Annotated in this window: 25 protein-coding genes; 16 read left to right on the top strand and 9 right to left on the bottom strand. The window is 62.0% G+C overall.

Annotated elements, in window-relative coordinates; genetic code table 11:
* On the top strand, positions 1 to 1,185 hold the full coding sequence (locus VGL01_RS10535) for a M20 aminoacylase family protein (RefSeq protein ID WP_414720219.1): 1,185 nt from the start codon (positions 1 to 3) through the stop codon (positions 1,183 to 1,185).
* Here VGL01_RS10535 and VGL01_RS10530 read toward each other — a convergent pair.
* Positions 1,167 to 2,678, bottom strand: coding sequence for a PLP-dependent aminotransferase family protein (locus tag VGL01_RS10530; RefSeq protein WP_331568994.1), 1,512 nt, complete (start codon positions 2,676 to 2,678; stop codon positions 1,167 to 1,169). The genes VGL01_RS10535 and VGL01_RS10530 overlap by 19 nt on opposite strands.
* 87 nt (positions 2,679 to 2,765) lie before the next feature.
* Here VGL01_RS10530 and VGL01_RS10525 point away from each other — a divergent pair, with 87 nt between their 5' ends.
* From VGL01_RS10525 to VGL01_RS10515, 3 genes are read left to right on the top strand one after another with little or no spacing between them, the layout of a single operon-like run.
* The gene (locus VGL01_RS10525; protein WP_331568992.1) at positions 2,766 to 3,884 is read left to right on the top strand and encodes a four-carbon acid sugar kinase family protein; all 1,119 of its coding nucleotides are present in this window, start codon (positions 2,766 to 2,768) and stop codon (positions 3,882 to 3,884) included.
* Complete coding sequence (gene pdxA / locus VGL01_RS10520) at positions 3,881 to 4,906, top strand: 4-hydroxythreonine-4-phosphate dehydrogenase PdxA (RefSeq protein ID WP_331568991.1); 1,026 nt, start codon at positions 3,881 to 3,883, stop codon at positions 4,904 to 4,906. The genes VGL01_RS10525 and pdxA overlap by 4 nt, the downstream gene beginning before the upstream one ends.
* A 1-nt stretch (position 4,907) precedes the next feature.
* The gene (locus VGL01_RS10515) at positions 4,908 to 5,585 is read left to right on the top strand and encodes a 4-hydroxythreonine-4-phosphate dehydrogenase (RefSeq protein WP_331568989.1); all 678 of its coding nucleotides are present in this window, start codon (positions 4,908 to 4,910) and stop codon (positions 5,583 to 5,585) included.
* A gap of 23 nt (positions 5,586 to 5,608) precedes the next feature.
* On the opposite strand, the gene VGL01_RS10510 is transcribed toward VGL01_RS10515, so the two are convergent.
* Positions 5,609 to 6,856 carry a citrate/2-methylcitrate synthase gene (locus tag VGL01_RS10510; protein WP_331568987.1) on the bottom strand — a complete coding sequence of 416 codons (1,248 nt, stop codon included), beginning with the start codon at positions 6,854 to 6,856 and terminating at the stop codon, positions 5,609 to 5,611.
* Positions 6,857 to 6,941: 85 nt separating this feature from the next.
* Positions 6,942 to 8,228 carry an MFS transporter gene (locus VGL01_RS10505; RefSeq protein ID WP_331569012.1) on the bottom strand — a complete coding sequence of 429 codons (1,287 nt, stop codon included), beginning with the start codon at positions 8,226 to 8,228 and terminating at the stop codon, positions 6,942 to 6,944.
* Positions 8,229 to 8,690: 462 nt separating this feature from the next.
* Between VGL01_RS10505 and VGL01_RS10500 the strand changes: the two genes are divergently transcribed.
* The 3 genes from VGL01_RS10500 (at position 8,691) to VGL01_RS10490 (ending at position 11,209) form a co-directional block, all read left to right on the top strand.
* Entirely contained in the window at positions 8,691 to 9,653 is a 963-nt protein-coding gene (locus VGL01_RS10500; protein ID WP_331568985.1) for a D-glycerate dehydrogenase, read from the top strand.
* 337 nt (positions 9,654 to 9,990) lie between these two features.
* The gene (locus VGL01_RS10495) at positions 9,991 to 11,025 is read left to right on the top strand and encodes a hypothetical protein (protein ID WP_331568983.1); all 1,035 of its coding nucleotides are present in this window, start codon (positions 9,991 to 9,993) and stop codon (positions 11,023 to 11,025) included.
* Positions 11,012 to 11,209, top strand: coding sequence for an XRE family transcriptional regulator (locus VGL01_RS10490; protein WP_331568981.1), 198 nt, complete (start codon positions 11,012 to 11,014; stop codon positions 11,207 to 11,209). The genes VGL01_RS10495 and VGL01_RS10490 overlap by 14 nt, the downstream gene beginning before the upstream one ends.
* A gap of 236 nt (positions 11,210 to 11,445) precedes the next feature.
* On the opposite strand, the gene VGL01_RS26140 is transcribed toward VGL01_RS10490, so the two are convergent.
* Positions 11,446 to 11,985, bottom strand: a complete 540-nt coding sequence (locus VGL01_RS26140; RefSeq protein ID WP_414720218.1) for an STM3941 family protein — start codon at positions 11,983 to 11,985, stop codon at positions 11,446 to 11,448.
* Positions 11,986 to 12,578: 593 nt separating this feature from the next.
* Here VGL01_RS26140 and VGL01_RS10485 point away from each other — a divergent pair.
* The gene (locus VGL01_RS10485; RefSeq protein ID WP_331568979.1) at positions 12,579 to 13,169 is read left to right on the top strand and encodes a class I SAM-dependent methyltransferase; all 591 of its coding nucleotides are present in this window, start codon (positions 12,579 to 12,581) and stop codon (positions 13,167 to 13,169) included.
* A 91-nt stretch (positions 13,170 to 13,260) separates the two neighbouring features.
* On the opposite strand, the gene VGL01_RS10480 is transcribed toward VGL01_RS10485, so the two are convergent.
* The gene (locus tag VGL01_RS10480; RefSeq protein WP_331568977.1) at positions 13,261 to 14,166 is read right to left on the bottom strand and encodes a LysR family transcriptional regulator; all 906 of its coding nucleotides are present in this window, start codon (positions 14,164 to 14,166) and stop codon (positions 13,261 to 13,263) included.
* Between the two features lie 109 nt (positions 14,167 to 14,275).
* On the opposite strand from VGL01_RS10480, the gene VGL01_RS10475 reads away from it, so the two are divergent.
* Entirely contained in the window at positions 14,276 to 15,010 is a 735-nt protein-coding gene (locus VGL01_RS10475; RefSeq protein WP_331568975.1) for an SDR family oxidoreductase, read from the top strand.
* A 219-nt stretch (positions 15,011 to 15,229) separates the two neighbouring features.
* Here the strand turns inward: VGL01_RS10475 and VGL01_RS10470 are convergent, their stop codons facing one another.
* Positions 15,230 to 15,829: an NADPH-dependent F420 reductase gene (locus tag VGL01_RS10470; protein ID WP_331568974.1), complete on the bottom strand. Its 600-nt coding sequence runs from the start codon at positions 15,827 to 15,829 to the stop codon at positions 15,230 to 15,232.
* A 207-nt stretch (positions 15,830 to 16,036) separates the two neighbouring features.
* Here VGL01_RS10470 and VGL01_RS10465 point away from each other — a divergent pair, with 207 nt between their 5' ends.
* A complete protein-coding gene (locus VGL01_RS10465; protein ID WP_331568973.1) occupies positions 16,037 to 16,963 on the top strand; it encodes a LysR family transcriptional regulator in 927 nt (308 codons plus the stop codon).
* An 85-nt stretch (positions 16,964 to 17,048) separates the two neighbouring features.
* On the opposite strand, the gene VGL01_RS10460 is transcribed toward VGL01_RS10465, so the two are convergent.
* Entirely contained in the window at positions 17,049 to 17,981 is a 933-nt protein-coding gene (locus VGL01_RS10460) for a LysR family transcriptional regulator (protein ID WP_331568972.1), read from the bottom strand.
* A gap of 159 nt (positions 17,982 to 18,140) precedes the next feature.
* Here VGL01_RS10460 and VGL01_RS10455 point away from each other — a divergent pair, with 159 nt between their 5' ends.
* The 3 genes from VGL01_RS10455 to VGL01_RS10445 all read left to right on the top strand — a co-directional run bounded on the left by VGL01_RS10455 (position 18,141) and on the right by VGL01_RS10445 (position 20,097).
* A complete protein-coding gene (locus tag VGL01_RS10455) occupies positions 18,141 to 18,644 on the top strand; it encodes an SRPBCC domain-containing protein (protein WP_331568970.1) in 504 nt (167 codons plus the stop codon).
* A 76-nt stretch (positions 18,645 to 18,720) separates the two neighbouring features.
* The gene (locus tag VGL01_RS10450; RefSeq protein WP_331569010.1) at positions 18,721 to 19,515 is read left to right on the top strand and encodes an SDR family NAD(P)-dependent oxidoreductase; all 795 of its coding nucleotides are present in this window, start codon (positions 18,721 to 18,723) and stop codon (positions 19,513 to 19,515) included.
* Positions 19,516 to 19,557: 42 nt separating this feature from the next.
* On the top strand, positions 19,558 to 20,097 hold the full coding sequence (locus VGL01_RS10445) for an SRPBCC domain-containing protein (RefSeq protein ID WP_331568968.1): 540 nt from the start codon (positions 19,558 to 19,560) through the stop codon (positions 20,095 to 20,097).
* Between the two features lie 144 nt (positions 20,098 to 20,241).
* Here VGL01_RS10445 and VGL01_RS10440 read toward each other — a convergent pair whose 3' ends face one another.
* Positions 20,242 to 21,123, bottom strand: coding sequence for a LysR family transcriptional regulator (locus VGL01_RS10440; RefSeq protein WP_331568966.1), 882 nt, complete (start codon positions 21,121 to 21,123; stop codon positions 20,242 to 20,244).
* A 113-nt stretch (positions 21,124 to 21,236) separates the two neighbouring features.
* Here VGL01_RS10440 and VGL01_RS10435 point away from each other — a divergent pair, with 113 nt between their 5' ends.
* On the top strand, positions 21,237 to 22,115 hold the full coding sequence (locus VGL01_RS10435) for an SDR family oxidoreductase (RefSeq protein WP_331568964.1): 879 nt from the start codon (positions 21,237 to 21,239) through the stop codon (positions 22,113 to 22,115).
* Position 22,116: 1 nt separating this feature from the next.
* On the opposite strand, the gene VGL01_RS10430 is transcribed toward VGL01_RS10435, so the two are convergent.
* Positions 22,117 to 23,046, bottom strand: coding sequence for a LysR family transcriptional regulator (locus VGL01_RS10430; RefSeq protein WP_331569008.1), 930 nt, complete (start codon positions 23,044 to 23,046; stop codon positions 22,117 to 22,119).
* Between the two features lie 97 nt (positions 23,047 to 23,143).
* Here VGL01_RS10430 and VGL01_RS10425 point away from each other — a divergent pair, with 97 nt between their 5' ends.
* Together VGL01_RS10425 and VGL01_RS10420 are read left to right on the top strand one after the other, a co-directional pair.
* On the top strand, positions 23,144 to 24,157 hold the full coding sequence (locus tag VGL01_RS10425) for a zinc-binding alcohol dehydrogenase family protein (protein WP_331568962.1): 1,014 nt from the start codon (positions 23,144 to 23,146) through the stop codon (positions 24,155 to 24,157).
* Between the two features lie 28 nt (positions 24,158 to 24,185).
* Positions 24,186 to 24,439: heme-binding protein (locus tag VGL01_RS10420; RefSeq protein ID WP_331568960.1), on the top strand; the 254-nt coding region annotated here is incomplete at its 3' end.

Genomic DNA, 24,439 nt, shown 5'->3' with positions numbered 1-24,439 from the left:
TTGAATACCTCCGCAACGGTCGAGACTTCGTTGGACGCGCATCATGCGCATTGGGCGAAGTTGCGCCGCGACCTGCATGCCCATCCCGAACTGCGATTCGAGGAACGCAGGACGGCAGACGTCGTCGCGCGTGAGCTCGAATCGCTCGGCTATGCCGTGTTGCGCGGGCTGGGCGGGACCGGCGTGGTCGGGAGCCTGCCCGGCGCCGACCCGCATCGTGGCATCGTGCTGCGCGCGGACCTCGATGCGTTGCCGATCCAGGAGGCCAATGACTTCGCGCACGCCTCGTGTGCGAACGGAGTCATGCATGCCTGCGGACACGACGGGCATACCGTCATGCTGCTGGGCGCCGCCCGTGTCCTGAAGCAATTGCCGCAGTTGCCCGGCACGGTTCATTTCGTGTTTCAGCCTGGAGAGGAAGGGGGCGCGGGCGCACGGAAGATGATCGATGACGGCTTGTTCGAGCGATGTCCGACGGAAGCGGTATTCGGCATGCACAACTGGCCGGGTTTGCCGGCCGGGCGTTTCGGGTTGCGCACCGGCCCGATCATGGCCGCTGGGTCCCGCTTCAGAATCACGGTAACAGGCAAAGGGGCGCATGCGGCTCAACCGCACCTGGGTCTCGATCCGATACCGCTCGCCTGTTCGATGGTGCTCCAATGTCAGACCATCGCGGCGCGGCACAAGGATCCTGTCGATCCCGCTGTGATTTCGGTCTGCATGTTCCACGCAGGCGATACAGACAACGTCATTCCGGACAGCGCCGAGTTGCGCGGCACGATTCGCACGCTGTCGTCGACTCTGCAACAAAGGCTACAGCGCGACATCGAGCTGATGTGCCAAGGACTGGCCTCGGCCTATGGCGCCCAAGTCGAGGTGACGTTTTTCCAATACTACCCGGCAACGATCAACACGCCGGCCGAAACTGCGCTCTGTGAAACGGTTATTCGCGAGACGTTCGGCAGCGAGCGCCTCGACAATCACATTCCTTCGAACATGACATCGGAAGACTTCGGCTTCATGCTCGAAGAACGGCCGGGCGCTTATGTGCTGATCGGTAACGCTACGCCGGGCGCGGCCGCCCGATCGCTACATCACCCGAAGTACGACTTCAACGACGACATCATTCCTGCCGGCGTCCGATATTGGGTTGCTTTGGCGCAGCATTATTTCGGTGCGGTATAGCGCCTGGCACTCTTTCGCAAATGACCGCGACGTCCGATTTGCTTGATACAGATCTCGAGCAGATTCAGCGATGCTGTCAGCGCTTCCCAGTCCATATGCCCATATCCGAGCAGAAAACCGCGCGCATTGGGTTCGAGCTTCGTGAAATCGCGAACGTCGTCGAACACGACGCCCTTCGATCGCAGGGCGGCTCGCAAATCACGGTCGAACGCGTCGTTCTCTCCTGACACGATCACATGCAGGCCTCCCTCGTCGCCCCCTAGGGTGACCACGTCGGCGTATGGGGTCAACCGTTCGCGTATGGCATCGCGCATCGCCCCATAATGCCGCCGCACCCTGCGCAAATGCCGATCCAGCTCGCCCGATAGGAGCAACGTTTCGACGATCTTCTGCACGGGCCACGATACATGCGTGCGCTCGCGCTCGACGCGCGCAACCAGCGCGGCGGCTGCGCACGGCGGCGCGACGATGAACCCGAGCCGAAGGGAAGGGCTGACCGCCTTCGCGAAAGTATTGACCAGCAGCGTGCTTTCCGGCGCATGGCTGAAAATCGGCGGATGATTCGTTCCCGCGTAGTGGAACTCGCAGTCGTATTCGTTCTCGATCATCAGCATCCCGCGCTTGCGCGCGAGTTCGACCAGCGCCCGGCGCCTTGGCCCCGACAGACGTCCCCCCATCGGGTACTGATGGGCCGGGGTGAGATGAACAAGGGCAGGGACTGCGTCATCTTCGACAATCCGGTCGACGACTATGCCTTCCGCGTCCACGGGCACGAAGCGCAACGATGCGCCCGATCGCAGGAACGCCGATGTTGCGCCGGCGTAGCCCGGGTCTTCTGTTGCACACAAGTCCCCGCGACGCAGCAGCGCCTGTGCGACCAGCTGAAGCGCGTGGCCGGTGCCGTGCGTAATGACGATCTGCTCGGGGTCGACGTTGACCGATCGGTGTTCGAATAGCCATTTACCGATCGCGCGCCTGAGCCCCGGCTCCCCGCCGGGATCGCCATAGCCTTCGGGCGGCAACTTCCGTCCCGCTTCACGGCAGGCATTGCGCCATACATCAAGCGGCAGGGTGCGGGCGCTCGACTGTCCGGGACGCCAGTCGAGGCGCGTACTCGCCGCTCGTTCAGGCGCAGCTTGTGCATCGGCGGCGATACGACGCAGCAGCGATGGCGTCCAACTCGCCCCCATCGCGGCCCTGCGGACTGCGGGTACATTTGCGACGACAAATGTGCCATGACGCCCGCGCCCATCAAGAATGCCTTCGGCGATCAACTCATCATAGGCATCGACGACACAGTTGCGCGCCACCCCCAGTTGGGCAGAAAGTTCGCGGCTGGGCGGCAACCGCGCGCGGGCCGGCAGCGCGTGGCTGACGATCTTTTCGCGCAGTTGCCGTGCAATCTGCCTGAAAATCGGCACGCCCGAGTCCCGCTTCAGTTCGAGGGCGATCAGGGCCGGCAGCGCCTGCCTGGATGAACGGTCCGCAACCATAAATGATCCAAACTGATTCGACTTTGGTTCTTGAGAATCCCGCGTAAATCGACAAAATTGGCGAACCAACAATATCACGGAATCGCCATGCGCATCCGCATCATCACCGACGACTTCACAAGTGCGCTAGACGGCACGGCCTGCTTCGCGGAGCGTGGCTGGGAGACAGCCGTGCTCGTCCGTCCCGACAGCACCGCGACGGCGGCGGTCGTCAGCTTCGACACGGATTCCCGCGAATACCCCCCGGCGCTCGACCACGACGCTGTCGCAACGGCCGCGCGCGCGTGGCACGACGCGGACGTACTTGTCCTCCAGTTCGATTCGACATTGCGTGGCCGAGTCGCGCGCGATTGCTTGACGGCACTTGCCGCCTCTGGCCGGCGCAAGCTGCTCGTCGCGCCGGCGTTTCCGTCCGCCGGGCGTACGGTCGAGGAGGGCGCCGTACGAGTAGACGGCGTGCCCGTGCACGAAACGGCATTCCGACACGATCCCGTACTGCCGGTACGGGAATCCAGGATCCCGGCATTGTTTCGCGCGCATCAAATCGAGATGAAGGTCGCGCGCGACGCGGCGCACGCCCGCGCGCTGCTGGAGGTGGACGACGCCGTGGTGGTCGATGCGCGCACCGAAGCGGACCTCGATGCAATCGTGACGACATTTGCGAGGCAGCCCGATCTGCTGCTGGCGGGATCGACAGGGCTGCTGCGCGGTCTCGCACGCGTGCTCTCGCGCGCTGGTGGTGCGCCGGACGTACGCGCGGGCTGCCCCGATTACGCAGTCGCGCCTGCGCTGTCTGCCGGTCGGCCGTGGCTTGTCGTGGGCAGCCTCAATCCGCGATCGCGGCGGCAACTCGCGGTCGCTCGAGCGCAATGCGCAATAGACGTACTGGCCACCGAGGAAGCGCGTTCGCCGATCAGCAGCGTGCCGCAAGCGGTGTTGCGCGATGTCGTGACGCACGCCGTGAATGCCATTAGCAGCGGCGCCTGCGACGGGCTCGTTGTGACCGGCGGGGAAACCGCGCGGCGGATCATCGACGCGCTGCCGGTAGTGTCGTTGCGCGTGTGCCGCGAAATCATGCCGGGCGTGCCATTAGCCGAAGTTCGAACCGCGAGGGGTCGATTTCCCTTGATCACGAAAGCCGGTGGTTTCGGAGACGACGACGCCTTGGTGACTTGCATCCACACACTGACCGGAGCAAAACCATGAAGCAGAAACCAATAGCCGTCACGATGGGGGACGCCGCAGGCATCGGGCCGGAGATCATCGTCAAGACATTTGCCAACGCCGCGTTCATCGCCGAGCACCCGTCGTTCGTGATCGGCGATACGGGTGTGTTACGGCGCCAAGCCACGGCACTCCGCCTGGATCTGGCGATAAGAGAGGTCACCTCGGTCGCCGAAATCGAACCGCAGCCTGGCGCGCTTGATGTCCTGCAGGTGCCTGGCGCGAACGCACTACCGCCCGATTTGCCCGTTGGCGCAGTGAATGCCGCTGCCGGTCAGGCCGCATTCGGCGCGATCCGTACAGCTATCGATCTCGCAGTTCGGGGCGAAATCGCCGGCATCTGCACGGCGCCGATCCACAAGGAAGCGCTCGCCGCCGCAAACGTGCCTTATCCAGGTCACACTGAAATGCTCGCGGACCTCTCGGGCACGCGTGACTACGCGATGATGCTCGTCAACCCGACGCTGCGTACGATCCTCGTGACGGTTCACTGCTCCATGCTCGATGCTGTCGCGAAGCTGTCCGTGGAAACCGAACTGCGCATCATCCGGCTCGCCGATCGCGCAATGCGTGAGCTTGGCATCGAGCGTCCCCGCGTGGCGGTCGCCGGCCTCAACCCGCACGCGGGTGAAGGAGGCCTTTTCGGGCGTGAGGATATCGACATCATCGCGCCCGCGATCGAACTTGCGCGGAACGAAGGCATCGACGCCAGCGGCCCGTGGCCCGGCGACACTGTATTCATGAACGCCCGCCGCGGCCGGTTCGACATCGTGGTAGCGCAGTATCACGACCAGGGCCTCATACCGGTCAAGCTCGCCGGCGTGGAGGACGGCGTGAACATCACCGTTGGCCTGCCTTTCGTGCGTACGAGCCCCGACCACGGCACGGCCTTCGACATTGCAGGGCAGGGCATTGCCGATCCAGCCAGCCTACAGATTGCCCTCCAGACCGCTCACCAGTTCGTCCAATCGCGGGCGAAGCACCCATTGTCTACCGGAGCTTGATGTGTCCCACTTCATCCTGATGTTGACCGAAAACGACGCGACCGTCAGCGACGCGATTGCAACCTACGACAGCCTGCGTGACAGCCCCGTCCGCTATGTCGGCTTCAAGGATGTCGGCTTGCCCATAAGAGACTTGAAGGAGCTCGCCCGGCGCATCCGCGCCGATGGCCGCAAAGTCATGCTGGAAGTCGTCGCAACGAGCCGCGAAGCAGAGCTGGAATCGATCGACGCGTCGCTCGAGATCGGAGTCGACTACCTGCTTGGCGGCCGCCACGTTGAAGACGCGCTGCCGCTACTGCGTGGCTCGGCAATCCGGTATTTTCCGTTCGCCGGCCGCACTGTTGGTCATCCGACCGTGCTCGAAGGGACGATGAACGAAATTGTCGAGGACGCGCGCCGCATCGCATCGATGCCCGGTGTGCATGGTCTTGACTTGCTTGCGTACCGGTTTGCCGGCAATGACGATCCGGCCGAGCTGACAAGACGTGTTGTCGACGCGGTCGCCGTGCCCGTGATTGCCGCAGGCAGCATCGACCGCGAAACGCGTGTGAAAGCGATGATTCACGCGAACACCTGGGGCTTCACTGTCGGCAGCGCGCTTTTTCAGCAAGCCTTCGTCGACCGACGCCTGTCGGCGCAGATCGACACGATCTTCCAGATCGAAGGCGTGACCGCGTAGCGGTCGAGCGGGGCTAGGTAGTGTTACTCCACTATCTTGAATACCCGATTCTTCTCAATCACACTGGCTTTCGGCAATTTGCCGTCGTCCTCCGCGTCGGGCCGCAGATGCCGCTCGTCGAGCGCCGGCCCCGTATAGCGGCTGCGCGGTCGGATCACCTTGCCCACGCGCAGTTGCTCGATGCAGTGTGCGAGAAGCCCGACGCTTCGCGCGATCGCGAACAATCCGAACGCCGCATCGCGCGGCAACTGAAGTTGCACCGACAGCATCGCCAGGGCGACATCGATGGTCGGCCGCTGGCCAGTGAGCGTCGTGACCTTGTCGATGAAGTGCGCCAGTTCCGCCGGTGGACCGAGCCGCGCGAGCAACGCGGCCGCGCGCGGATCGCCGTCGGGGTAAAGATGATGGCCGAAACCGGGAATCGGGATCGCGGACTTCAGGTGATGATCGACCACACACGCGGCGCCTAATCGTTGCACGTCGTCGAATACCGCGCGCACGCGTCCCGACGCGTCGCCGTGCAGCGGGCCCGACAACGTTGTGAGCCCCGTCAGCAGACAGCCCGCGAGTGACGCGCCGGTCGATGCGGTGATGCGCGCGGCGAATGCTGAACTCGTGATCTCGTGATCGGTGACCAGCACCATCGCGCGGCGCAGCAGGTCCGCACTACGGCTGTCGAGGCCCCAGCCGGCCGCGAGCCGCTGATGGATCCGGAGCGGGCTTGCACTGGCATCGTCATGCGCGCCGAACGCGCGCGACACGATCGCGACGAGCTGTCCGGCCTCGGTGTGCAACGCGCGGTCGAGTCGGCCGAGCGTCGAGTGGCCGTGCGCGGCCAGCATCGCGAGCATCGTGAACGCGCATTGCCGATCGCGCTCGCCGGGCGGCAGCGCGACCGCGGGCGCGTCGAACGACACGGGCGTTGTGGCCTGCCAGAGCAGGGCAGCCGTTTCCTCGAGCGTCGCCGTATCGGCAAGCTGAATGCTGTCGCGGCCGCGATACCACGCGCGGCCTTTGGAAAACGTGGTGATGCCGCTGTAAATACACGGCTCGGCGCCGAAGATCGTGCTGGCTGCCAGCGCCGCGCGCTTGCGGCCGACCTGTTTCTTGCGGCACAGCGCGATCACGTCCTCCGCGCGATACAGGCTCTTGCGCGGATCGTCGGGATCCTGCATCACGGCGATGCTGCCGCGGCTCGCGTACGCATAGATGGTCTGCGCCCGCACGCCGAGCCGCCGCGCCGCCTCCGTCAGGGTGATCCAGTTCTGCATGGTGAGTTGCGATGGCGATGCGGTCGGCGCCCGGCCGCTTGCGCCGACTATAGACCGGGTTCGGTTGAATGTCACGGCGAGCGGCTCAGAGCTCGATACGCGATAGCTTGCCGAGCAGCACCGAGTACGACAGTGTGCCGAGGAGGCAGATCGCACCCATCAGGTTCAGCGCCCAGAAAAAGTTGCCGGTACGCTGCGTGACATAGCCAATCATCAGCGGCGTAGTGATCGCTGCGATATTCGCGGCGAGGCTCGTGATGCTGCTGGTGAGCCCGACATAGCGTTTCGGCGCGATCTCTGACACGGCCGCCCAAGACATCGAACCGATGCCCTGTGCAAAGAACGCGACGGTCAGGATAGCAATCACCAGCGCATTCGAATGCACGCAGTTGACGAGCACGATGGATGCGCCGAGGAAGGTGCCGATCACGAGCGGCGCCTTGCGCGACGACGACATGGACACCCCGCGCCGGATGCAAAGATCGGACAGATAGCCGGCGATCAGGATTCCCAACGTCGCGCCGATGAAAGGCATCGCTTGGAAGAAACCGACCTTGATCATCGACATGTGCCGCTCCTCCACCAGATAGGTCATGAACCAGGTCGTGAAGAACACCAGTAGCGTGTTGTTGCAGAACTTGCCGAGACAGATCGCGAGGATCTGCCGGTAGCCGAGCAGGCGCAGCGCCATGCGCCAGTCGAATCGATCGCGCGCGGTCACCACGGGACGCCCTTCGGTGATGTACTGCAGCTCAGCCGCATTGACGTTGCGATGCCGCGACGGATCGCGATAAAGCCGATACCAGACGACGCTGAGCACGATGCCGAACGTGCCCGTCGCGAAGAAGACGGCACGCCAGCCGAACGCCGACGAAATCCATAGCAGCAGTCCGGTGAAGAGCGGCGTGCCCACGTATTGGCCCATCACGTACACGCTCGTCGCGAAGCCGCGTTCCTGGACCGGGAACCACATCGTCACCGCGCGCGCATTCGACGGAAACGCGGGCGCCTCGAGCGCCCCCATCGCCAGGCGTGATCCAAGCAGCATGTGGTAGCCGTGCGCGAGCCCTTGCGTCAGCGTCGCCAGCGACCAGCCGACGAGCGACAGCGCATACGCGATGCGGGATCCGAGCATGTCGGCGAGCACGCCTGCGGGCAGCAGCGCAAGCGAGTAGGCGAGGCCGAACACGGCGAACAGCTCGCCCATCTGCACGCGGGTGAGCGCGAGATCCTTCGACAGCGCGGGCGCGACGATGCCGAGCGCCGAGCGGTCGACGTAGTTGAGGATAGTGGCCACCAGCAGCATCGAGAGCACGCCGTAGCGCACCCTCGATCTTCTTGCGATACTTGCGTGCGCGTCGAGCTCGCACATGACCGAAACCTGCTCTTCTGCGGTTTTCAATGTCGTCTCCTATCTCCTGATTGATGGGCCCGCGCGGTTGCCGTGTGCGCGGACGTTCGTCGGGTCAGCCGCGTCTGCCGGCGCCCGTCACCGCCGCGACTTTTTTCTCTGCCTGCATTTTCCCGACCTCGTCTTCAGTTCGTTGAACATGCAAAGAGCATTGCGCGGCGGCGATTCGCAAGCAATCTTGATTCTTTCAATCAATATCAAAGTCCCCGTCCGGACTGGGACGCGTGAGGGTTTTCCTGAGTTCGCGGATGCGTCGGTCGCGCGCTCGTACGGCGTCACAGATGACAGACGACAGACTCGGAACCGTTCGGCAAATCCGGCGACGCAATGCCGCGCGAATATGTTGATCGAACCGATCAATATTGACCCGTGCCGACTGCGCTTCGTAGGCTGTGTTCCGTTTTCCGATCCAAGGACGAGACCATGCCTAACAAGAATCGCCCCCGCCTGCTGGTTGCGCGACGCGTTCCCGCCGCGGTGGGAACGCGCGCGCAATCAGAGTTCAACGCCTATGTAACGCACGCCGACATGGATGCGGCGTCCGTCGTCGAGTTCTGCAACCGCTACCAGACGCCGGCATTGCTGATCGGCAAGAGATCGGGGCTGCAGGCCGAGCACATCGAGGCGTTGCCGTCGTGTGTAAAGATCATCGCGAACGCGAGTGCGGGTACCGACCACATGGACGTCGCCGCCGCGCACGCTCGGGGAATCGTGGTCAGCAACGCACCGGACGCGCTGACCGACTGCACGGCCGATTTCACGCTGCTGCTGATTTTGGCCGCATGCCGGCGTGCGTCGGAGTACGAGCGCATCGTGCGCGCCGGGTGGGGCAAGTCGTTCGGCATGACCGACCTGCTCGGTACGCGCGTGAACGGCAAGACGCTCGGGATCGTCGGTTTCGGCCGGATCGGTCGGGCGGTCGCGCAGCGTGCGCGAGGCTTCGGAATGAAGATCGTCTACACCGACCGGCGGCCCGCACCGCCCGAGATCGAGGCGGGTGCCCGCTATTGTGCGGATCTGGACACGCTGCTGCCGCAGTGCGACATCCTCTCGCTGCACGTGCCGGGCGGCGGCACGCCGTTGATGACGCGCCGTGAGTTCCGATTGCTGCGCGACGGTGCAGTGTTCGTGAATGCCGCGCGCGGCAGTCTCGTCGACGAGGATGCGCTGTACGATGCGTTGGCGTCGCGTCGGTTGTTCGGTGCGGGGCTCGACGTCTATCGGAACGAGCCCAATATCGATCCGCGCTTTACCGCGCTCGACAATGTGTTTCTGTCGCCGCACATGGCGAGCGCGACGATCGAGACGCGCGACCAGATGGGGTTCACCGCGCTCGACAACGTCGCTGCGGTGCTTGATGGGAGGGCGGCGCCGAACGCGCTGTGAAGGCAGCGTAACAGCGCGCTCTGCAACGACTTCGGCCTCGACAAACGGAGCGCTGCCGCATGCGATTACTGATGCGGCAGTGGCTCCGGAGCGAACCTCGCGAACATCGGCAGATTTCCAGTGCGTCGTCTGCGCGGTGCGGGCAGAGGTCGCCTGTGTTATGTCCTATTCGCTCGTCGCTTGCGAAGCGTATCGCGGACTACCGTTCGATATCGGTGGGTGTTCCCTCGCATTGCCCGCCAAAACACAGGTTCCAGCTGGCGGAAGTTCGTTCGGCCTTCGCCCGGCGTCTATGCTTGATTGGCGCATTCGCACAATATGACCAAGGAGGCGTGTCATGAAACTTGCGCTATGTGTCGCCATCGTCAGCACGCTGTTCGGGGTCCAACTGGCGCAGGCTGCCTGCCCCAACGACGCCGTCTTCCTCGCTCTCCAAGATCAGATTCGCGGCTACTCCTTGCGCGCCAATGGAGCGACCGAGCCCTGCCAGGTGCTGCAAGGGCCGCTCACCACCCTCGAAACCGCCGGGCCGATGGTGATCAGCAAGAACCACTTCTTTCACGTCGCGCAGTTTCTCACCAACAGCACCGTCGACATCTTTCCGCGGAAGGCCGAGGGCAATGAGGCGCCCAGTCGCTCGTTCATGTTGACGATGACGAACGATCTGCTCAGCATCGCGGTGGACTCCTACCTCAACGACTTCGTCCTGAGCGTTCGCCCCTCCGAGGCAGGTGTGTACGTCGTTCCCAACAACAGTTCCGGGCCTCTGGCCAATCCGATTCACCTTACTGATCCGAATGTCATCCAGTACGCGAGCGTCGCCGTTGACAACGAGGACAATCTGCTGATTGCGGGTTATGACATACGGGGGGCGGCGATCATCGACACGTTTGGCACGAGCCGGAACATTACCTCGCCGCCGCTTCTGCGCAGCCTCACGGGTAGCAAAACTGGCCTGCTGCCGGGTGCCGGAGTTTTTGCGAGGAGCAACATGACGCTCGCTGTCGATCCCGGTACGGACGAATTATTCGTCTACAACGCGACCAACGACCTGACGCAGATCCAGGTGAGCGTTTTCGCCGCCAAGGCGAACGGCGACGTGCCGCCGGTACGGACAATCAGCGGTCCAGCCACGGGAATCAGTGGCCCTAGCGCACCGGGAGGAAACAAGATTGCCATCTCCTCCGACGGGCGGCTCTTTGTTTCCGAGCCGAACCTGCGCATTCTCGCGTTCGCGCCGGGGGCAAGGGGCAATGTGGCGCCGTCTCAAGTCATCGAGGACTCCACCCCCGGTCCGGTCACCCAGGGCGGGATCGCGGTCCGGTCGAGAGGAGGCCGGCAAGATGATGGAAATGACGATGCAGCGCGTTGAGGCTGGAGATCCGGGCGTGAGCATCGGCATCTATGCAGGCGTGCTGCAGGCGCTTGGCCTCCTAGGCGGATTACAGGAGGTTGCCGACGCTGCCCACGATACAGTGGGGCAGTCGTTGGCTAGCGCGGCGTTGCCTCAGCGCGTCCGGCTGCCGCGTGGCAAAGGGAAGGGCGATCATGGCTGATGTCACAGCAAAGCGAGCATTGATCCTCTAGTGCAGTCCAACAACGGTCGTCAACTGCGGAGCATGACATTCGGTATCGCTGGCGGTATCGAGGTACCGTGATCCGCGAGAAGCCGTCCCCGTAAGGGGGGCCACGCACTGGATTGCCAATCGAGAGGGAACGGGGCCTCAAAATTCCTGAGGGTTGAGATCACAAATAAATCACGCGCGCGCAATTCTAAATTGCCCGGTGCGCCTTATTTAGAATGATTCTCGTGGCCGCCGCGCTGCTGAAGATAAAACTCCATGTGTGCCAAGACTACGTCGAGCCCTACAGACAAAGCCGCCTGTGGAATATTCACAACGTATCCACTAAGGCGTACGTTTGCCCGCAAGATTGCCCTAGTTAACGGACCGCACTTTGCCAAATAGTCGTCCGGATTGCGCAGCGAGACACCCAGATACTTTTGTCGCGAACTGCGGGAGGTCAAAGCAATAATCCTCGCGTCTGTAATATCTGCCCATCGAATTAATCCTACTGATGCAGCCGACGCCTGGTCCGCGAGCCCTTCATTGTTGATGATAATTGCGGGCTTTCTCCACAGTAGCCGGGATAGGTAGAACAAACCGCATGCACTAAAAAACGGGATGCCGGTAGCTACTGCTATCGTCGAACTGACACTCATCGAGGCTGGATTTCGCGCCAGCAATAGTACACACAAGACAGCGAGGAGAAATGAGCCGAATAGCAAGGCGGTGAGCTTTCCGCGGCTTTGGTAAACGATGATGGGTCCCATCAATTTCTAATGTGCGCTCGTGAATGTGATCCGGAAGCCCGGGTAAGTTCGTTTAAGGGCAGAACGCATCGCCCACACGCTTGCGGGGATCGCGCATGCCATACCGACTAGTACGACGTGCGCTGGGTGACGTCCAACACCCAGCGCGCCTTCCACGACGCCGACGAGAAAGCCGACAAAGAGTGCGAGAAAAAAACCAACGAGCACCGCTCGCCAAGTAAACGCCCACCAAACACGCGTTGCCGCACCCCACGTCCAGTCGCCTTGCCTCACGTACCGCTCCTCGTCGGCTTTTATGTATTGAATATCGGCAGATTTGCCTATGGCTTTAGACTTCGTCGATGGCCGTCGCGGACTCGCTCTGCGCTCACATCGCATCCGGCATTGGCCGAAGATCGCCCAGAACGTAGATGCGGCGAGCCTGTCACGAGCTATACCGGGATAACGACTTGCCTTCCCCACTAGGCAGCGTACGCAGATACTATAAATATTCGGTCAGCGTGGAGACCATCATCGTCACGGCAACGCGACTGGGCAAGCCCGCAGCGGTTCGTCCGGCCTCAATTGTCACAACTTGATCCGGGGCCTTTGCCATGGACGAACAGACCGTCGAAGTCTACTCCGCAGGCGCGAGCCGATTTGCGGGTGAGTGGCGCGATCAGCCCCCGCCGACTGACATGTACGCGCTGTTGCATCGCTACTTCACCTTGGGCGGCACAACTGCCGACATCGGTTGTGGCGCTGGCCGTGACGTTGCGTGGCTAAACGATCACGGCTTCCCCGCCGTTGGCTTTGAGGCCGCCGAGGGGCTACTTGCGCAAGCCACGGCCGATTATCCGTCGCTGGTTTTCAAGCGTGCCGCGCTTCCCACGCTGGACACCATCGGCAGAGAAACATACGACAACGTATTGTGCGAAACCGTCATCATGCATTTGCCACCAGATGAAGTTACCCAAGCCTGCGCACGCCTATTCAGTGTTCTCAGGCCCGCGGGGACGCTGTATCTAAGCTGGCGAGTGGCAGGAACGGCTTCAACGCGCGATGCCGCTGGCCGACTCTACGCTGGATTCGACGCGGCACTGGTCAGGAATGGGCTTGGCGATGCGGAATTCTTGCTTGATGCCGAGACAGTGAACCAGTCTTCGGGCAGGCGGGTGCATCGACTTATTGTGCGGCGGCGGTGATTGACGCTGCCGCGATCAGACGCGCCATCGAGGCCGTCACAGAAACCCGCTGCTGAGTAGCTAAAGGCCGCTTTCGCATAACATGGCCAGTCTACGTTCCGCTGTCGTGCCCCAACGTTTCCTGGAGGAAGGCGATAAAACTGGCCAGCTTCGGTGGCATGCGCGCATCGGGCAAATGCACGACATGGATGGGCCAGGTCTGCGCCGGCCAGTCGGGAAAAAGACGAACGAGCCGACCCGCATCCAGATCTTCCTGCAGCATTACCTGAGGTTGAAAAACCACCCCCAGTCCCGCGAGCGCGGCTTCGCGAAGCGCGAGTCCGCCATTGACATCGAGACGGCCACGCACTGCGACGCGCTCCACGCCATTGCCACCCGGACGTAGGAAACGCCATTCGCGTTCGGGTCCACTCGCGACCATGAAAGCCAGGCAGTTGTGCTGCGCCAGGTCGGCGGGCACCTGCGGCCGCCCATGGCGCGCCAGATAGGCCGGTGATGCGCAGGCGATACGCGGCGAATGGCTCAACGGCCGCGCAATCAAGCCCGAGTCCGGTAGTACCCCGGCGCGGATGGCGGCGTCGAAACCTTCTTCCGCCAGATCGACGAAACGATCGCTAAGGGACAGCTCGACCTGAACCTCGGGGTAGCGGTCGAGGTAGGTGGAGAGCGCCGGTACGAGCACACGCGTGCCATAGATAACCGGGCAACTCACCCGCAACCGGCCACGCGGGTTGCTCTGCATTTCTCGCGCGTCCATCTCGGCGGAGTCCACCAGCGCCAGAATTTCAAGGCATCGCGAGTGATAGCGCTTGCCGAGTTCGGTCAGGCTTTGACGCCGCGTCGTGCGATTCAGCAGCCGGCCTGCGAGTCGTCGCTCCAACTCGCGGATATGGTTGCCGACCATCGTGGGCGTCATACCGCTGCCTTCGGCCGCGGCGGTAAAGCTGCCGCGCTCGACCACGCGTGCAAATATCGCCATGCTGGAGAATCGATCCATTCGCAAGCTCTATTAAGGAGTGTTCGAAGAAATACGGCGTTTATCAAGAAAGGCTAAAGAATAATACTCGGGTGATGGCTTCACTCACAATCCACATCGAGGACTCACCATGACTATTGCAAGCACGAACCTTCAGCATCAACACGTCGTCCTGCTGGGCGGCACCTCGGGAATCGGCCTTGCCACGGCCGAGGCCGCGCTTGCAGCCGGCTCCTCGGTGAGCGTTGTTTCATCGCGCAGTGAGCGAGTCGCCGAAGCCGTCGCGAGACTCGGCGACCGGGTCAAGGGATACACGGTCGATCTGAGTAACGAGTCCGCCGTGCGCGCGTTGTTCGGGCAAGTCGGCGCTTTCGACCATCTGGTCTACAGCGCGGGGGATTCGTTGAAAATCGGGGCGCTCGCCGACATGGACCTCGCTACGGTCCGACAGATTTTCGAAGTGCGAGTATTCGGCGCAATTGCCGCCGTCAAACATGCGGCGCCGTATCTCCGTCCCGGCGGCTCAGTGGTGTTGACCAGCGGTATTGCGAGCTTGCGGCCACAAAACGGTTGGGTGGCGCTGGCCAGCGTCTGCAGCGCGATGGAAGGTCTCACACGGGCACTCGCGGTGGAATTGGCGCCTATTCGCGTCAACCTTGTGAGTCCCGGTTTGGTGCGCACGCCGCTGTGGGATAACTTGCCGGAATTCGAGCGGGAAGCGCTCTACGCCGCGAGCGGCGCGGCCTTGCCAGTCGGTCGTGTCGGCGAGGCGGAGGACCTCGCGCAAACGTACGTCTATTTGATGTCCAATCGCTATGCTACGGGACAGACGATAATTGTGGACGGCGGTGGCGTGCTGGTCTGATTAGCAACGGGCCTAAGAAAGCGATAGCCGCTTCACCCTGAAAGCTGCCGAAGACGTCACGCTTCATCGAACGACGCCAGCGGGTCGACTTCGGTCCGTCGTCACGGGCCGCGTTCGGCCATGAGACGTCATTCCGGCGACTTGCCGTTCGGACATTCGAACGTCGGCTGCGCCCGGCTATCGGCCATTCGACGCAGCGAAACATCCGGAGACGCTCGTTCATCGGTCGAACGCGATCAAGTCCTTGAAGATCAGGTGCCCCCAGCTTTTCCCGCGCGCATGCACAAGTAGTCCGCCTTCAGAAAGCCCGCCGAGTTGGATGGGCGCGAAACCGAGCCCTTGCGCAAGCGCACCAATCTCCGCTGCAGCGCCGTCATCGTCGCTCGCCAGAAACACGACCCTCCTGCCACCGTGTACGGCCGGATCCTGGTCAAGGACGGCAGCGACCAGATGGTTGAAGCCTTTCACCAGCCTGGCTCCGGTGAACGCCTTCGCGATGAACGAAGAGGACGGGAGACCGCCCAGTTCCTCGAGCGGGGCCTGCGTGTTCATCGCGTCGATGACTGTCTTCCCCTTCCAGTCGGGCAGTGCTTTTACCACCTCCCGGTGCGATTCAAAACGGACTGCCAAAAAGATGATGTCCGCCTTGACGGCTTCCGCCAGGGTTTTGGGAATAATCGTGGGTCCGATCGCGGCCGCATCGGCTGCAAAGCTTTCCGGGTCGCGCGTGGTTGCAACGGCCACTTCGATGCCGTTGCGGGCGAACGCCTTGGCAAGTGCGTGGCCGATCTTCCCGAAGCCAATGATGGCGTAATTCATATGTTTCTCCCTCGTCTCTCGGCGCGGTCAGAGCTTGTAGCCGCCGCTCGCATCAATCGTTTGGCCGGTCACCCAATGGCCTTTCCAGTCAGTCTGTTCATGTCATGCATCCTTCGAAAGAAAAGTGACCAACACGATTCTGGACCTCTTGATTCATGAATCCAATTGACCGAATATCTATAAGTGCCATCTATTTTCTAGATATATATGCTCGACAACGTCACCATCAATCAACTTCGGGCGTTCGTCGCCGTGTGTGACGAAGGAAGCTTTTCCGGGGCTGCTCGGGAGCTGAGGCGTGCACAGTCGGCGATCAGTCACGCGATCAACGCGCTCGAGAGTGCCTTTGATGTGGTGCTGTTCGAGCGCAACACCCGCAAAGCGACGCTTACGGCTGCGGGCCGCAGTCTCCTGCCTGATGCTCGTGGGGTGATCTCGCGCACCGACGAAATGAAGATGCGCGCGGTTTCGATTGCTGAAGCCGGGGTTCCACAGGTCTCGATTGCCGTGGACACCTATTTTCCGCGTGCGCACCTGATTGAATGCCTGCGCACCGTGCAGGCGGACTTTCCAACGGTTGCAATCAATCTGCGCATGACGACCATGCAGGGCGGCGAGCGTTTGGTTCTCGAAGCCACCTGTGCATTGGCTGTGACAATCGCGGACGTGCCGGAGCTGAGCCCCGGTAGCATAGAACGGCAGTATCTATGTGAAGCGCAAATGGTGACCGTCTGTGCGCCATCGCATCCGCTGGCCGCAATCGCGGGGCCGATCCCGCGGGAGGAATTTGGCCGGCACATCCAGCTCGTCGTCACGGACAATCAGCCCGATGCGGAAAAGACACAACAGGGGGTCGTCAGTGAACGCCAGTGGCGGGTGAATGACCTCGGCGCGAAGCACGATCTGCTCAGGGGAAGCTTGTGCTGGGGGCACATGCCGCATCATATGGTGGCGGTTGACCTCGCGAATGGAACACTTGTCGAACTCCAACGTCGCGCATGGCACATGCGTGCCCTCACGTTCATGATCTCGCACCGGCGCGGGTATTCGTTTTCCAAATGCGAGACACGGCTCGTCGAGCTCCTTGGCAATCGTCATCCTTCGCACGGGGTGGGAAGACCAACGCCGGCGTAGTGCGCGGTCGCTGATTCGAAAGGGCGAGTGACCCGCGCTCCTCACGTTGGGGCTGCTTCTACTGCCGCGCTCACTGGCGTCAGGTTCACCTGGTTGAAAAGGGCATTGGTACGGCGTCAGATCGCTCCCACAGGGTCTTCAGATGGTCGACGAACCATTTACCCGCAGGTCCCGGCGGCTGCGACGGCTGGTGATACACCGACATGGTCAGCATCCAGCCGCTGGGCGGCATGTCGTCCACGTCCAGCACCACAAGCGTACCCGCCGCGATGTCCTTCTCGACCATGTGCAAGGGCATCCCTCCCCATCCCACGCAGTCTTTAAGAAACGCATATTTTGTGGACAGGTCCGCGAGACGCCAAGTCGAAGCCGAAGCAACCCCGAAGTCACGGCCAGCGGTGAGATCGGACCGGTCCGTCAGCACCAGTTGGACATGTTTAGCCAACTCGCGCCGCGGGATTCGATGGCCCACGCTCGCGAGCGGATGGCATGCCGCAGCAACGGCGACCAGTGGCAGTTGGCCAATTCGCTCGCTGACCAATGATGGAAAGGGCTGTGGCAGGGGCGGCAGGATGCCCAAACTACATCGCCCATCGAGAACGGGTTGATAAGCCGCTCCCAAGCCTTCGACGAAAAGCCGGAGCGGCGTCAACGGAAACCGCTCTGCGAATGCCTTCGCGACGGCACTGACCACTGCCGTCGGGAAGAAAACATCGACTACCACCGATAGTTCCGCCTCCACGCCCGAAGTCATCAGCCTAGCGCGTGCCTTCAGCGTGTCCACGCCGGCAACGATGTTGCGGGCGTCGGCGAGCAACTGCACGCCCTCCGGCGTGAGCTTCGGGAATCGGCCCGTGCGGTCGAATAGCACGACGTCCAGTTGATCTTCCAGGCCGCCGACCCAGCCGCTCACCGCTGACTGCACACGGTTGAGCTTGCGGGCGGCCGCCGAGAAACTGCCCTCATCCACGGCGGCGATGAAGGTTCTGAGTTGATCCAGCGAGATCCCATCCAGCATTGGTGCGCCATCCATCTCTGAGGTAGATGGATTGTATCTCGATATCCCGGCTTCCCAGATGCGTGGCGTGCTGCGATGATTTTCTCCCAACGCAGCGACGTTCTTGTGAAGCGCATCAGCCCAGGAGTTTTTATGACCTATAAGAAGGAGCAATAAACCATGTACGACCATGTCATCTGGCCGGAGCGCTACGACCCGAAAACGTCGGCCATCTACGCGCTCAACGATATCGACGTGAAAGCGCCGCCCGAAGTGGTGTGGAAACTGCTCATCGACGCGAAAAACTGGGCGAGCTATTTCCCATCCGAAGACCAGGTTGAGATCCTGTCCGGCGAGTCGGAACTGGCTTTTGGAACTCATTACCGCCGCGTGACGGTTGGCTTCCCGATGAGCCTCGAGGTGACCGAATGCGTGCCGAACCGAAGGCTCGCCTGGGCGACCACCGTCGACGGCGACGAGACCGGTTCTAGCGCTTACCACGGCTGGGTAATCACACCGACCGACGATGGCTGCCACGTGCTGACGGAAGAGACGCAGCAAGGGCCGTGGTTTCTCGATGTGCTCGGAAGACAGCATCCCGGTGGGCTCTATCGCTATCACCAGGATTGGGTCGAGCGGCTCGCGCGTCGCGCGGAGGCCGAAGTCGCGAAGAACGCCGGGTGATCGTGCGACTGCCCGTGTCGATAAACCGGATCGGCGGAACGATTGCTCGGCCGTCCTCATCCAGAGAAAAACATCCATGAAGATCGAACTCAAAGGCCGCAGGGCCATCGTGACTGGCTCGACTGCGGGCATCGGCCGCGCGATCGCCGAGGGCCTTGCCCGTGCGGGTGCGTTGGTCGTGATCAACGGACGCACCGAAGCGCGAGTCGCGACCGCACTACAGGAGATCCGGGCCGTCGTGCCCGATGCCGAATTGACCGGCATCGCGGCTGATCTTTCGACCTCGGAAGGATCGGCCGTGCTTGTCGCGCAAGCGGCGGACGCCGACATTCTCGTGAATAACCTCGGCACGGCTCATCCGAATGATTTCTTCAAGCAGCGCGATAGCGAATGGCTCGACCTCTTCCAGCTCAATGTGATGAGCGGAGTGCGCGCTGCACGGCATTATCTGCCGGGCATGGTCCAGCGCGGCTGGGGACGGGTCGTGTTCATCAGCAGCGAATCCGCGATCATGATTCCCAAAGAGATGATCGACTACGGCATGACCAAGACGGCGCAACTCGCGGTATCGAGGGGACTTGCAGAATTGGTGAGCGGCAGTGGGGTGACCGTCAACGCAGTGCTGCCGGGGCCGACCCGCTCGGAAATTCTCGGCAACTGGATGAAAGCTACCGCGCTGGAGCAGGGCATCACGCAGGATGAGGCGGAGCAGAACTTCCTGAAAACGATGCGACCGACCACGCTGCTCAACCGGTTCACATCGACGGAAGAAGTCGCCAACATGGTGGTGTATGTCTGCTCCGAGCAGGCCTCCGGCACCACGGGCGCGGCATTGCGCGTCGATGGCGGTGTCATCCGCGCGATCATCTGAACCGATGCCCGGGAAACTTCAAATCAAACCTGAACCCCAATCATGAAAAACAATCTGTTCGAAGTGATCCGTTGGCCAGCGGACATGACGCCAAGCCGCTCGCCCATCCATTTCACGAATGAGCTCGAGGTTGCCGTTTCGCCCGAAACCATCTGGTCTCTTCTCGTTGATCCCAAGGCGTGGTCTCGTTTCTATCCTGGCGTCAAGGACGTCGAACTGCTGGACGGACACGAACTGTTGCGAGCCGGCACGCGTTTCGAAACGAATCTTGCTGGCCAGGACGTCGCTGCATCGGTACAGGAGTTCGATCCCATCTCCCGCATCGCCTGGGGCGGCGGTCCGAAGACTTCGAGAGACTCCACGGCCTATCACGCGTGGATCATCACGCCGACATCCGACGGTTGTCACCTCTGGACTGAAGAGACGATGCAAGGGCCGCTCTGGATCGAGTTGGCGAAGGAAGCACCGGACATCTTTTGGCGCACCCATGAAAGGCTTCTGGCAGACCTTGCGAAGGTAGCGCTCGAGTTCGAGGCACAGGCAAACGAGAGACGCCCTCGTTTCAAGTCGGCTGCGCAATAGCTGAAAAAGATGACCGATATCCACCTCATCGACGCCGTCACGTCGATGTCGGCAATGGCCGAGCTCTCATCTTTGGATGAGACTAAGCGAAGGTCCGTTGTGCCTTGAAAGCCGCCCTCTACCGTCGCACACCGCCACGTTTTCTCACGCTCGCGCGGGTAAATCCTGAAGCGCATCCAGGAATGCTCGGACCTTGAGGCTCAGCAGCCGGCGAGAATGGTAAAGGGCCCATATCTCCACCGGCGAATCCTCTTCTTTACCCCAGCAGACGAGTCGTCCGGCCATCACATCTTCTTCGACTAGCAGTCTCGGCAACATCGCCGATCCCGCGCCGGCGAGAACGGCCTCGCGCACCATCAGTAGCGACGATAGCCGGAGGACCGGCATCGGCTCAAATGTCTTCGTACCTTTGGATTTCGTCCGTACGCTCCAGATCGCTTCCGATGGCGCAGCCACCGACAAGACCGCCGGGACCGGAAACGGACTCACATCCTGTTTGCGCATCGCAGGAACCGATAAGGCCGGTGTTGCCACAAGCCATCGCTCATCGTCAAGAATGCGCCTTCCCACGAGTAGCTCGTCTCGCGGCGGATTGACACGAATCACCAGGTCATAGCCGTCTTCCACCGGATCCACGACACGATCTTCCGCGACAATCTCGACCTCGACCTGCGGGTAGGCCAACGCGAAGCGCGCAGCGATCCTGCACAGCACGACGTGGGCGAAAACGATGGGAGCACTGATGCGCAGCCGTCCACGTGCGACGGGCGCACGCGAGGCCACCGCGTCGCCCGCCTCCTCGAGCTCTGCCAGAAGGCCTCGAGTGCGCTCATGGAGAGCGATGCCATCTTCCGTCAGGCGCATTCGTCTCGAGCCGCGCTCGATCAACCTCACTCCGAGTTCGTCTTCCAACTCGGCTACATGCCGCGATAGCGTGGCCTTGGGCCGGTCCAGCGCGCGGCCAGCTGGGCCGAAGCCGCCGTGAACGGCGACCGCATTGAAATCAGCAAGCGCCATTAAATTCATGAAAGTTCTATTTTTGAGACGAGGTGTTTCGATTCTATATCTATCGAATCAAATTCGGAACGAATAACCTGTCTTCACCGGGCCGCTTTGGGCCTTTCATTCGAGAGACAGTCATGACAATTCTTGTTACTGGAAGTACGGGCACAGTGGGTAAGGAAGTTCTTGAACACCTGCAAGGCCGCGGGGTTCAAGTGCACGCCCTGACGCGTTCGCCCGAGAAAGCCCAATTTGCTGACGGCATCAGGGCAATCAAAGGCGACTTGTCCGATGTGGATTCGGTACGGCAAGCCATGAAGGGCATCAGCACGTTGTTCTTGCTGGCGCCAAACGCCGCAGAGGAACTGACTCAGGCGCTGCAGGCCTTGAGCATCGCGCGAGAGTCGCATGTGAATGGCGTGGTGTATCTGTCCGTATTCAAGGGCGCAGAGTATGTCGACGTGCCACACTTCACGGGCAAGCACGCAGTCGAGCGCATGATCGAGCAGTGCGACATGCCGGCGACTGTGCTTCGTCCCGCGTACTTCATTCAGAACGATGTGCGGCAGAAAGATGCGCTGCTGGAGCACGGCATCTATGGGATGCCGATTGGCGAGAAGGGCATTTCCATGGTGGACGTTCGCGATATCGGAGAGGCAGCAGCCAAAGAGTTGCTGCGGCGCGAGCTCGCTGCCAATCCGCTACCACGAGAAACGTACGAACTGGTCGGCCCGGACGCGCTGACGGCGGAATCCATTGTCCGTATCTGGGCGGATGCACTCGAACGCCAGGTTCGCTATGGCGGTGACGATCTCGATATTCTCGAGCAGCGTTTGAAGTCAGTCGCGCCGGCGTGGCTGGCGTATGACATGCGCTTGATGATGCAGCGATACCAGCAAAACGGTGCAGTGGCTTCGACGGAAGAGCTCGGGCGCTTGTCGACCCTACTGGGACGCCCGCCTAGGTCTTATCGCGATTTTGCGGTTGCCATGGCCGCTGCGTGGGCGAAGGATTGATTCACGCACTGCAGGGCGGTTCATCAGGATGGCTGCCAAGCAATGCAGCGCAGCGCTCGCGCAGGAAGGCATGCAACTGGTTGATCGCCGGCGATAGTTGCGCACGGTGAGCACAGATCAGGTGCAGCGGCGCAGGCTCGCAATACGCCGAGGGAAATAACTCCACCAGTCGACCTGCCTTCAAATCGTCGATCAAGTCCAGTCGCGACTTATAGACAATGCCTTCCCCCGCAACGGCCCAGCGGCGAACGGCGTCGGCGTCATCGCTGATGCGATTGCCTGTGACCGCCACGGTGCGCTCACCGCCCGGCGGCGTAAAGCGCCAGCGTTCATGAACCTGTTCACTCCAGACGTACCGCAGGCAGTTGTGTCGCCGTAAATCCTCGACCTTTGACGGCGCGCAATGCCGTTCGAGGTACGAGGGCGCGGCGCACACTGCACGTCGGTTGTTGTCGACCAGCTTCATGGCCACGAGAGACGAATCAGGCAGCGCTCCGTAGCGTACGACGGCATCCAGCGGCTGGCGGACGAGGTCGGCCGCACGATCGCTCATTCTCACGTGCAGCGATAAACCGGGGTGCAAGTGCTGAAAGTCATCCAGCCAGGGCAACAGCAGGTTTCGACCAAAGTCAGACGGAGCGGACAGCCGCAGCGGGCCGGACAGCGCCTCCCGGCCGTTTGCCAGGGCCTGCTCGCCTTGCTCCAGCGCACCAATCATGACCCGCGCGTGCGGTAGATAACGCTCTCCAGCTTCCGATAGCTGCATGCTGCGCGTCGAACGGGTGAACAGGCGCGTGTCCAGCGCCTTTTCGAGCCGCTGCACTGACGCACTCGCCTGTGCGGGCGCAATATTCAGCTGGCGCGCCGCCTCCGAGAAGCTGCCGTAGTCGACCGTGTGCACGAAGATCTGAACGTCATCGAGTCGAATCATTTTCATTGAAATGCCGAAAGTGTTTGGGCTCCGCGGGCATTTATCCGTATTTCGACGAAAGATAACATGCTCTCACTCACTCTTGGAGGACACGTCAATGAAAGCCATCGGCTTCTATCAGAACCATCCCATCAGCCACCCTCAGGCGCTGCAGGACATTGAGCTGCCGACGCCGGAGTTGCGCGACCATGATCTGTTGGTGGAAGTGAAAGCGGTGTCGGTGAACCCGGTCGATACCAAGATCCGTCGCGGTGGAGATATTCCGGAGGGCGGTGCGCGCATCGCTGGCTGGGACGCGGCGGGCATCGTCCGTGCAACCGGTCCGCTGGCCACGCACTTCAAGCCGGGCGACCGCGTATGGTACGCCGGTGACCTCACGCGGCCCGGCAGCAACAGCGAACTGCACGCCGTGGACGAACGCATCGTCGGCCCCATGCCGGCATCCCTCGACTTCGCAGAGGCCGCGTCGTTGCCGCTGACGACGATCACTGCGTGGGAGCTGCTGTTCGACCGCCTGCGTGTTCAGACAGCGGACCCGACCGACAACAACGTGTTGCTGGTCATTGGCGCGGCGGGCGGCGTCGGCTCGATTCTGACCCAACTGGCGCGCGAGTTGACTGGCATGACCGTCATCGGCACGGCCTCGCGGCCGCAAACCCGCGAGTGGGTGCTGGCCCATGGCGCGCATCACGTCCTCGATCACAATCAGGCTTGGGAGCCCCAGTTGGCCGCGCTCGGCATCGAGCACGTCACCCACGTTGCAGGGTTGAACAACAGCGCCGCTTATGTGCCTCAAATTGCCGCGGTGCTGCGCCCGGAGGGCCAGTTCGCGCTCGTCGACGACCCGGTGGATCTGGACATCGGTCCGTTCAAGGGGAAATCCATCTCGATTCACTGGGAGCTGATGTTCACCCGCGCAATGTTCACCACGGACACCCTCGCACGGCAGCACGCCTTGCTGCGTCGCGCGGCGCAGCTGGTCGACCAGGGCCGCCTCAAGCACACCCTGACCCGACGCATCGACGGCATCAACGCCGCAAGTCTGATCGAAGCGCATGCGCTGGTCGAGGCAGGCAACATGATCGGCAAGGTCGTCCTTGCCAACCACTGAACCCTTTTGACAACGGCCGGACATCACCATGACATCGCAAATCATCAACACGACTGCAATCAGCCTGGACGCCGCACAAGCATTGATAGCCGAAGCGCGCCGCGCGTGCGCCGCGCGAGGATTCGCCGCGACGATCGCAATTACCGATGCAGGCGGTCACCTGCGCGCTTTCGAGCGCGCGGATACGGCGCCATTCCTGACTGTCGACGTCGCCATCGACAAGGCATGGACCGCCGCGTCATTCGGCATGGCCACGCACCAATGGAATCAGTACATGGCCGA

The sequence above is a fragment of the Trinickia sp. genome, assembly GCF_036503415.1.
GTDB lineage: Bacteria > Pseudomonadota > Gammaproteobacteria > Burkholderiales > Burkholderiaceae > Trinickia.
Note: the sequence above shows the minus strand (reverse complement) of the source record. Positions and strands in the feature narration are given on the sequence as shown.

Excerpts from the sequence above, each read along its gene's own strand:
- VGL01_RS10460 (WP_331568972.1), bottom strand. The coding sequence starts at position 17,981 with ATGCTGGATGGGATCTCGCTGGATCAACTCAGAACCTTCATCGCCGCC.
- VGL01_RS10465 (WP_331568973.1), top strand. The coding sequence starts at position 16,037 with ATGCTCGACAACGTCACCATCAATCAACTTCGGGCGTTCGTCGCCGTG.
- VGL01_RS10445 (WP_331568968.1), top strand. The coding sequence starts at position 19,558 with ATGAAAAACAATCTGTTCGAAGTGATCCGTTGGCCAGCGGACATGACG.
- VGL01_RS10440 (WP_331568966.1), bottom strand. The coding sequence starts at position 21,123 with ATGAATTTAATGGCGCTTGCTGATTTCAATGCGGTCGCCGTTCACGGC.
- VGL01_RS10525 (WP_331568992.1), top strand. The coding sequence starts at position 2,766 with ATGCGCATCCGCATCATCACCGACGACTTCACAAGTGCGCTAGACGGC.
- VGL01_RS10430 (WP_331569008.1), bottom strand. The coding sequence starts at position 23,046 with ATGATTCGACTCGATGACGTTCAGATCTTCGTGCACACGGTCGACTAC.
- VGL01_RS10435 (WP_331568964.1), top strand. The coding sequence starts at position 21,237 with ATGACAATTCTTGTTACTGGAAGTACGGGCACAGTGGGTAAGGAAGTT.
- VGL01_RS26140 (WP_414720218.1), bottom strand. The coding sequence starts at position 11,985 with ATGGGACCCATCATCGTTTACCAAAGCCGCGGAAAGCTCACCGCCTTG.
- VGL01_RS10495 (WP_331568983.1), top strand. The coding sequence starts at position 9,991 with ATGAAACTTGCGCTATGTGTCGCCATCGTCAGCACGCTGTTCGGGGTC.
- VGL01_RS10505 (WP_331569012.1), bottom strand. The coding sequence starts at position 8,228 with ATGTGCGAGCTCGACGCGCACGCAAGTATCGCAAGAAGATCGAGGGTG.
- VGL01_RS10470 (WP_331568974.1), bottom strand. The coding sequence starts at position 15,829 with ATGAATTACGCCATCATTGGCTTCGGGAAGATCGGCCACGCACTTGCC.
- VGL01_RS10455 (WP_331568970.1), top strand. The coding sequence starts at position 18,141 with ATGTACGACCATGTCATCTGGCCGGAGCGCTACGACCCGAAAACGTCG.
- VGL01_RS10450 (WP_331569010.1), top strand. The coding sequence starts at position 18,721 with ATGAAGATCGAACTCAAAGGCCGCAGGGCCATCGTGACTGGCTCGACT.
- VGL01_RS10500 (WP_331568985.1), top strand. The coding sequence starts at position 8,691 with ATGCCTAACAAGAATCGCCCCCGCCTGCTGGTTGCGCGACGCGTTCCC.
- VGL01_RS10530 (WP_331568994.1), bottom strand. The coding sequence starts at position 2,678 with ATGGTTGCGGACCGTTCATCCAGGCAGGCGCTGCCGGCCCTGATCGCC.
- pdxA (WP_331568991.1), top strand. The coding sequence starts at position 3,881 with ATGAAGCAGAAACCAATAGCCGTCACGATGGGGGACGCCGCAGGCATC.
- VGL01_RS10485 (WP_331568979.1), top strand. The coding sequence starts at position 12,579 with ATGGACGAACAGACCGTCGAAGTCTACTCCGCAGGCGCGAGCCGATTT.
- VGL01_RS10510 (WP_331568987.1), bottom strand. The coding sequence starts at position 6,856 with ATGCAGAACTGGATCACCCTGACGGAGGCGGCGCGGCGGCTCGGCGTG.
- VGL01_RS10425 (WP_331568962.1), top strand. The coding sequence starts at position 23,144 with ATGAAAGCCATCGGCTTCTATCAGAACCATCCCATCAGCCACCCTCAG.
- VGL01_RS10480 (WP_331568977.1), bottom strand. The coding sequence starts at position 14,166 with ATGGATCGATTCTCCAGCATGGCGATATTTGCACGCGTGGTCGAGCGC.
- VGL01_RS10475 (WP_331568975.1), top strand. The coding sequence starts at position 14,276 with ATGACTATTGCAAGCACGAACCTTCAGCATCAACACGTCGTCCTGCTG.
- VGL01_RS10490 (WP_331568981.1), top strand. The coding sequence starts at position 11,012 with ATGCAGCGCGTTGAGGCTGGAGATCCGGGCGTGAGCATCGGCATCTAT.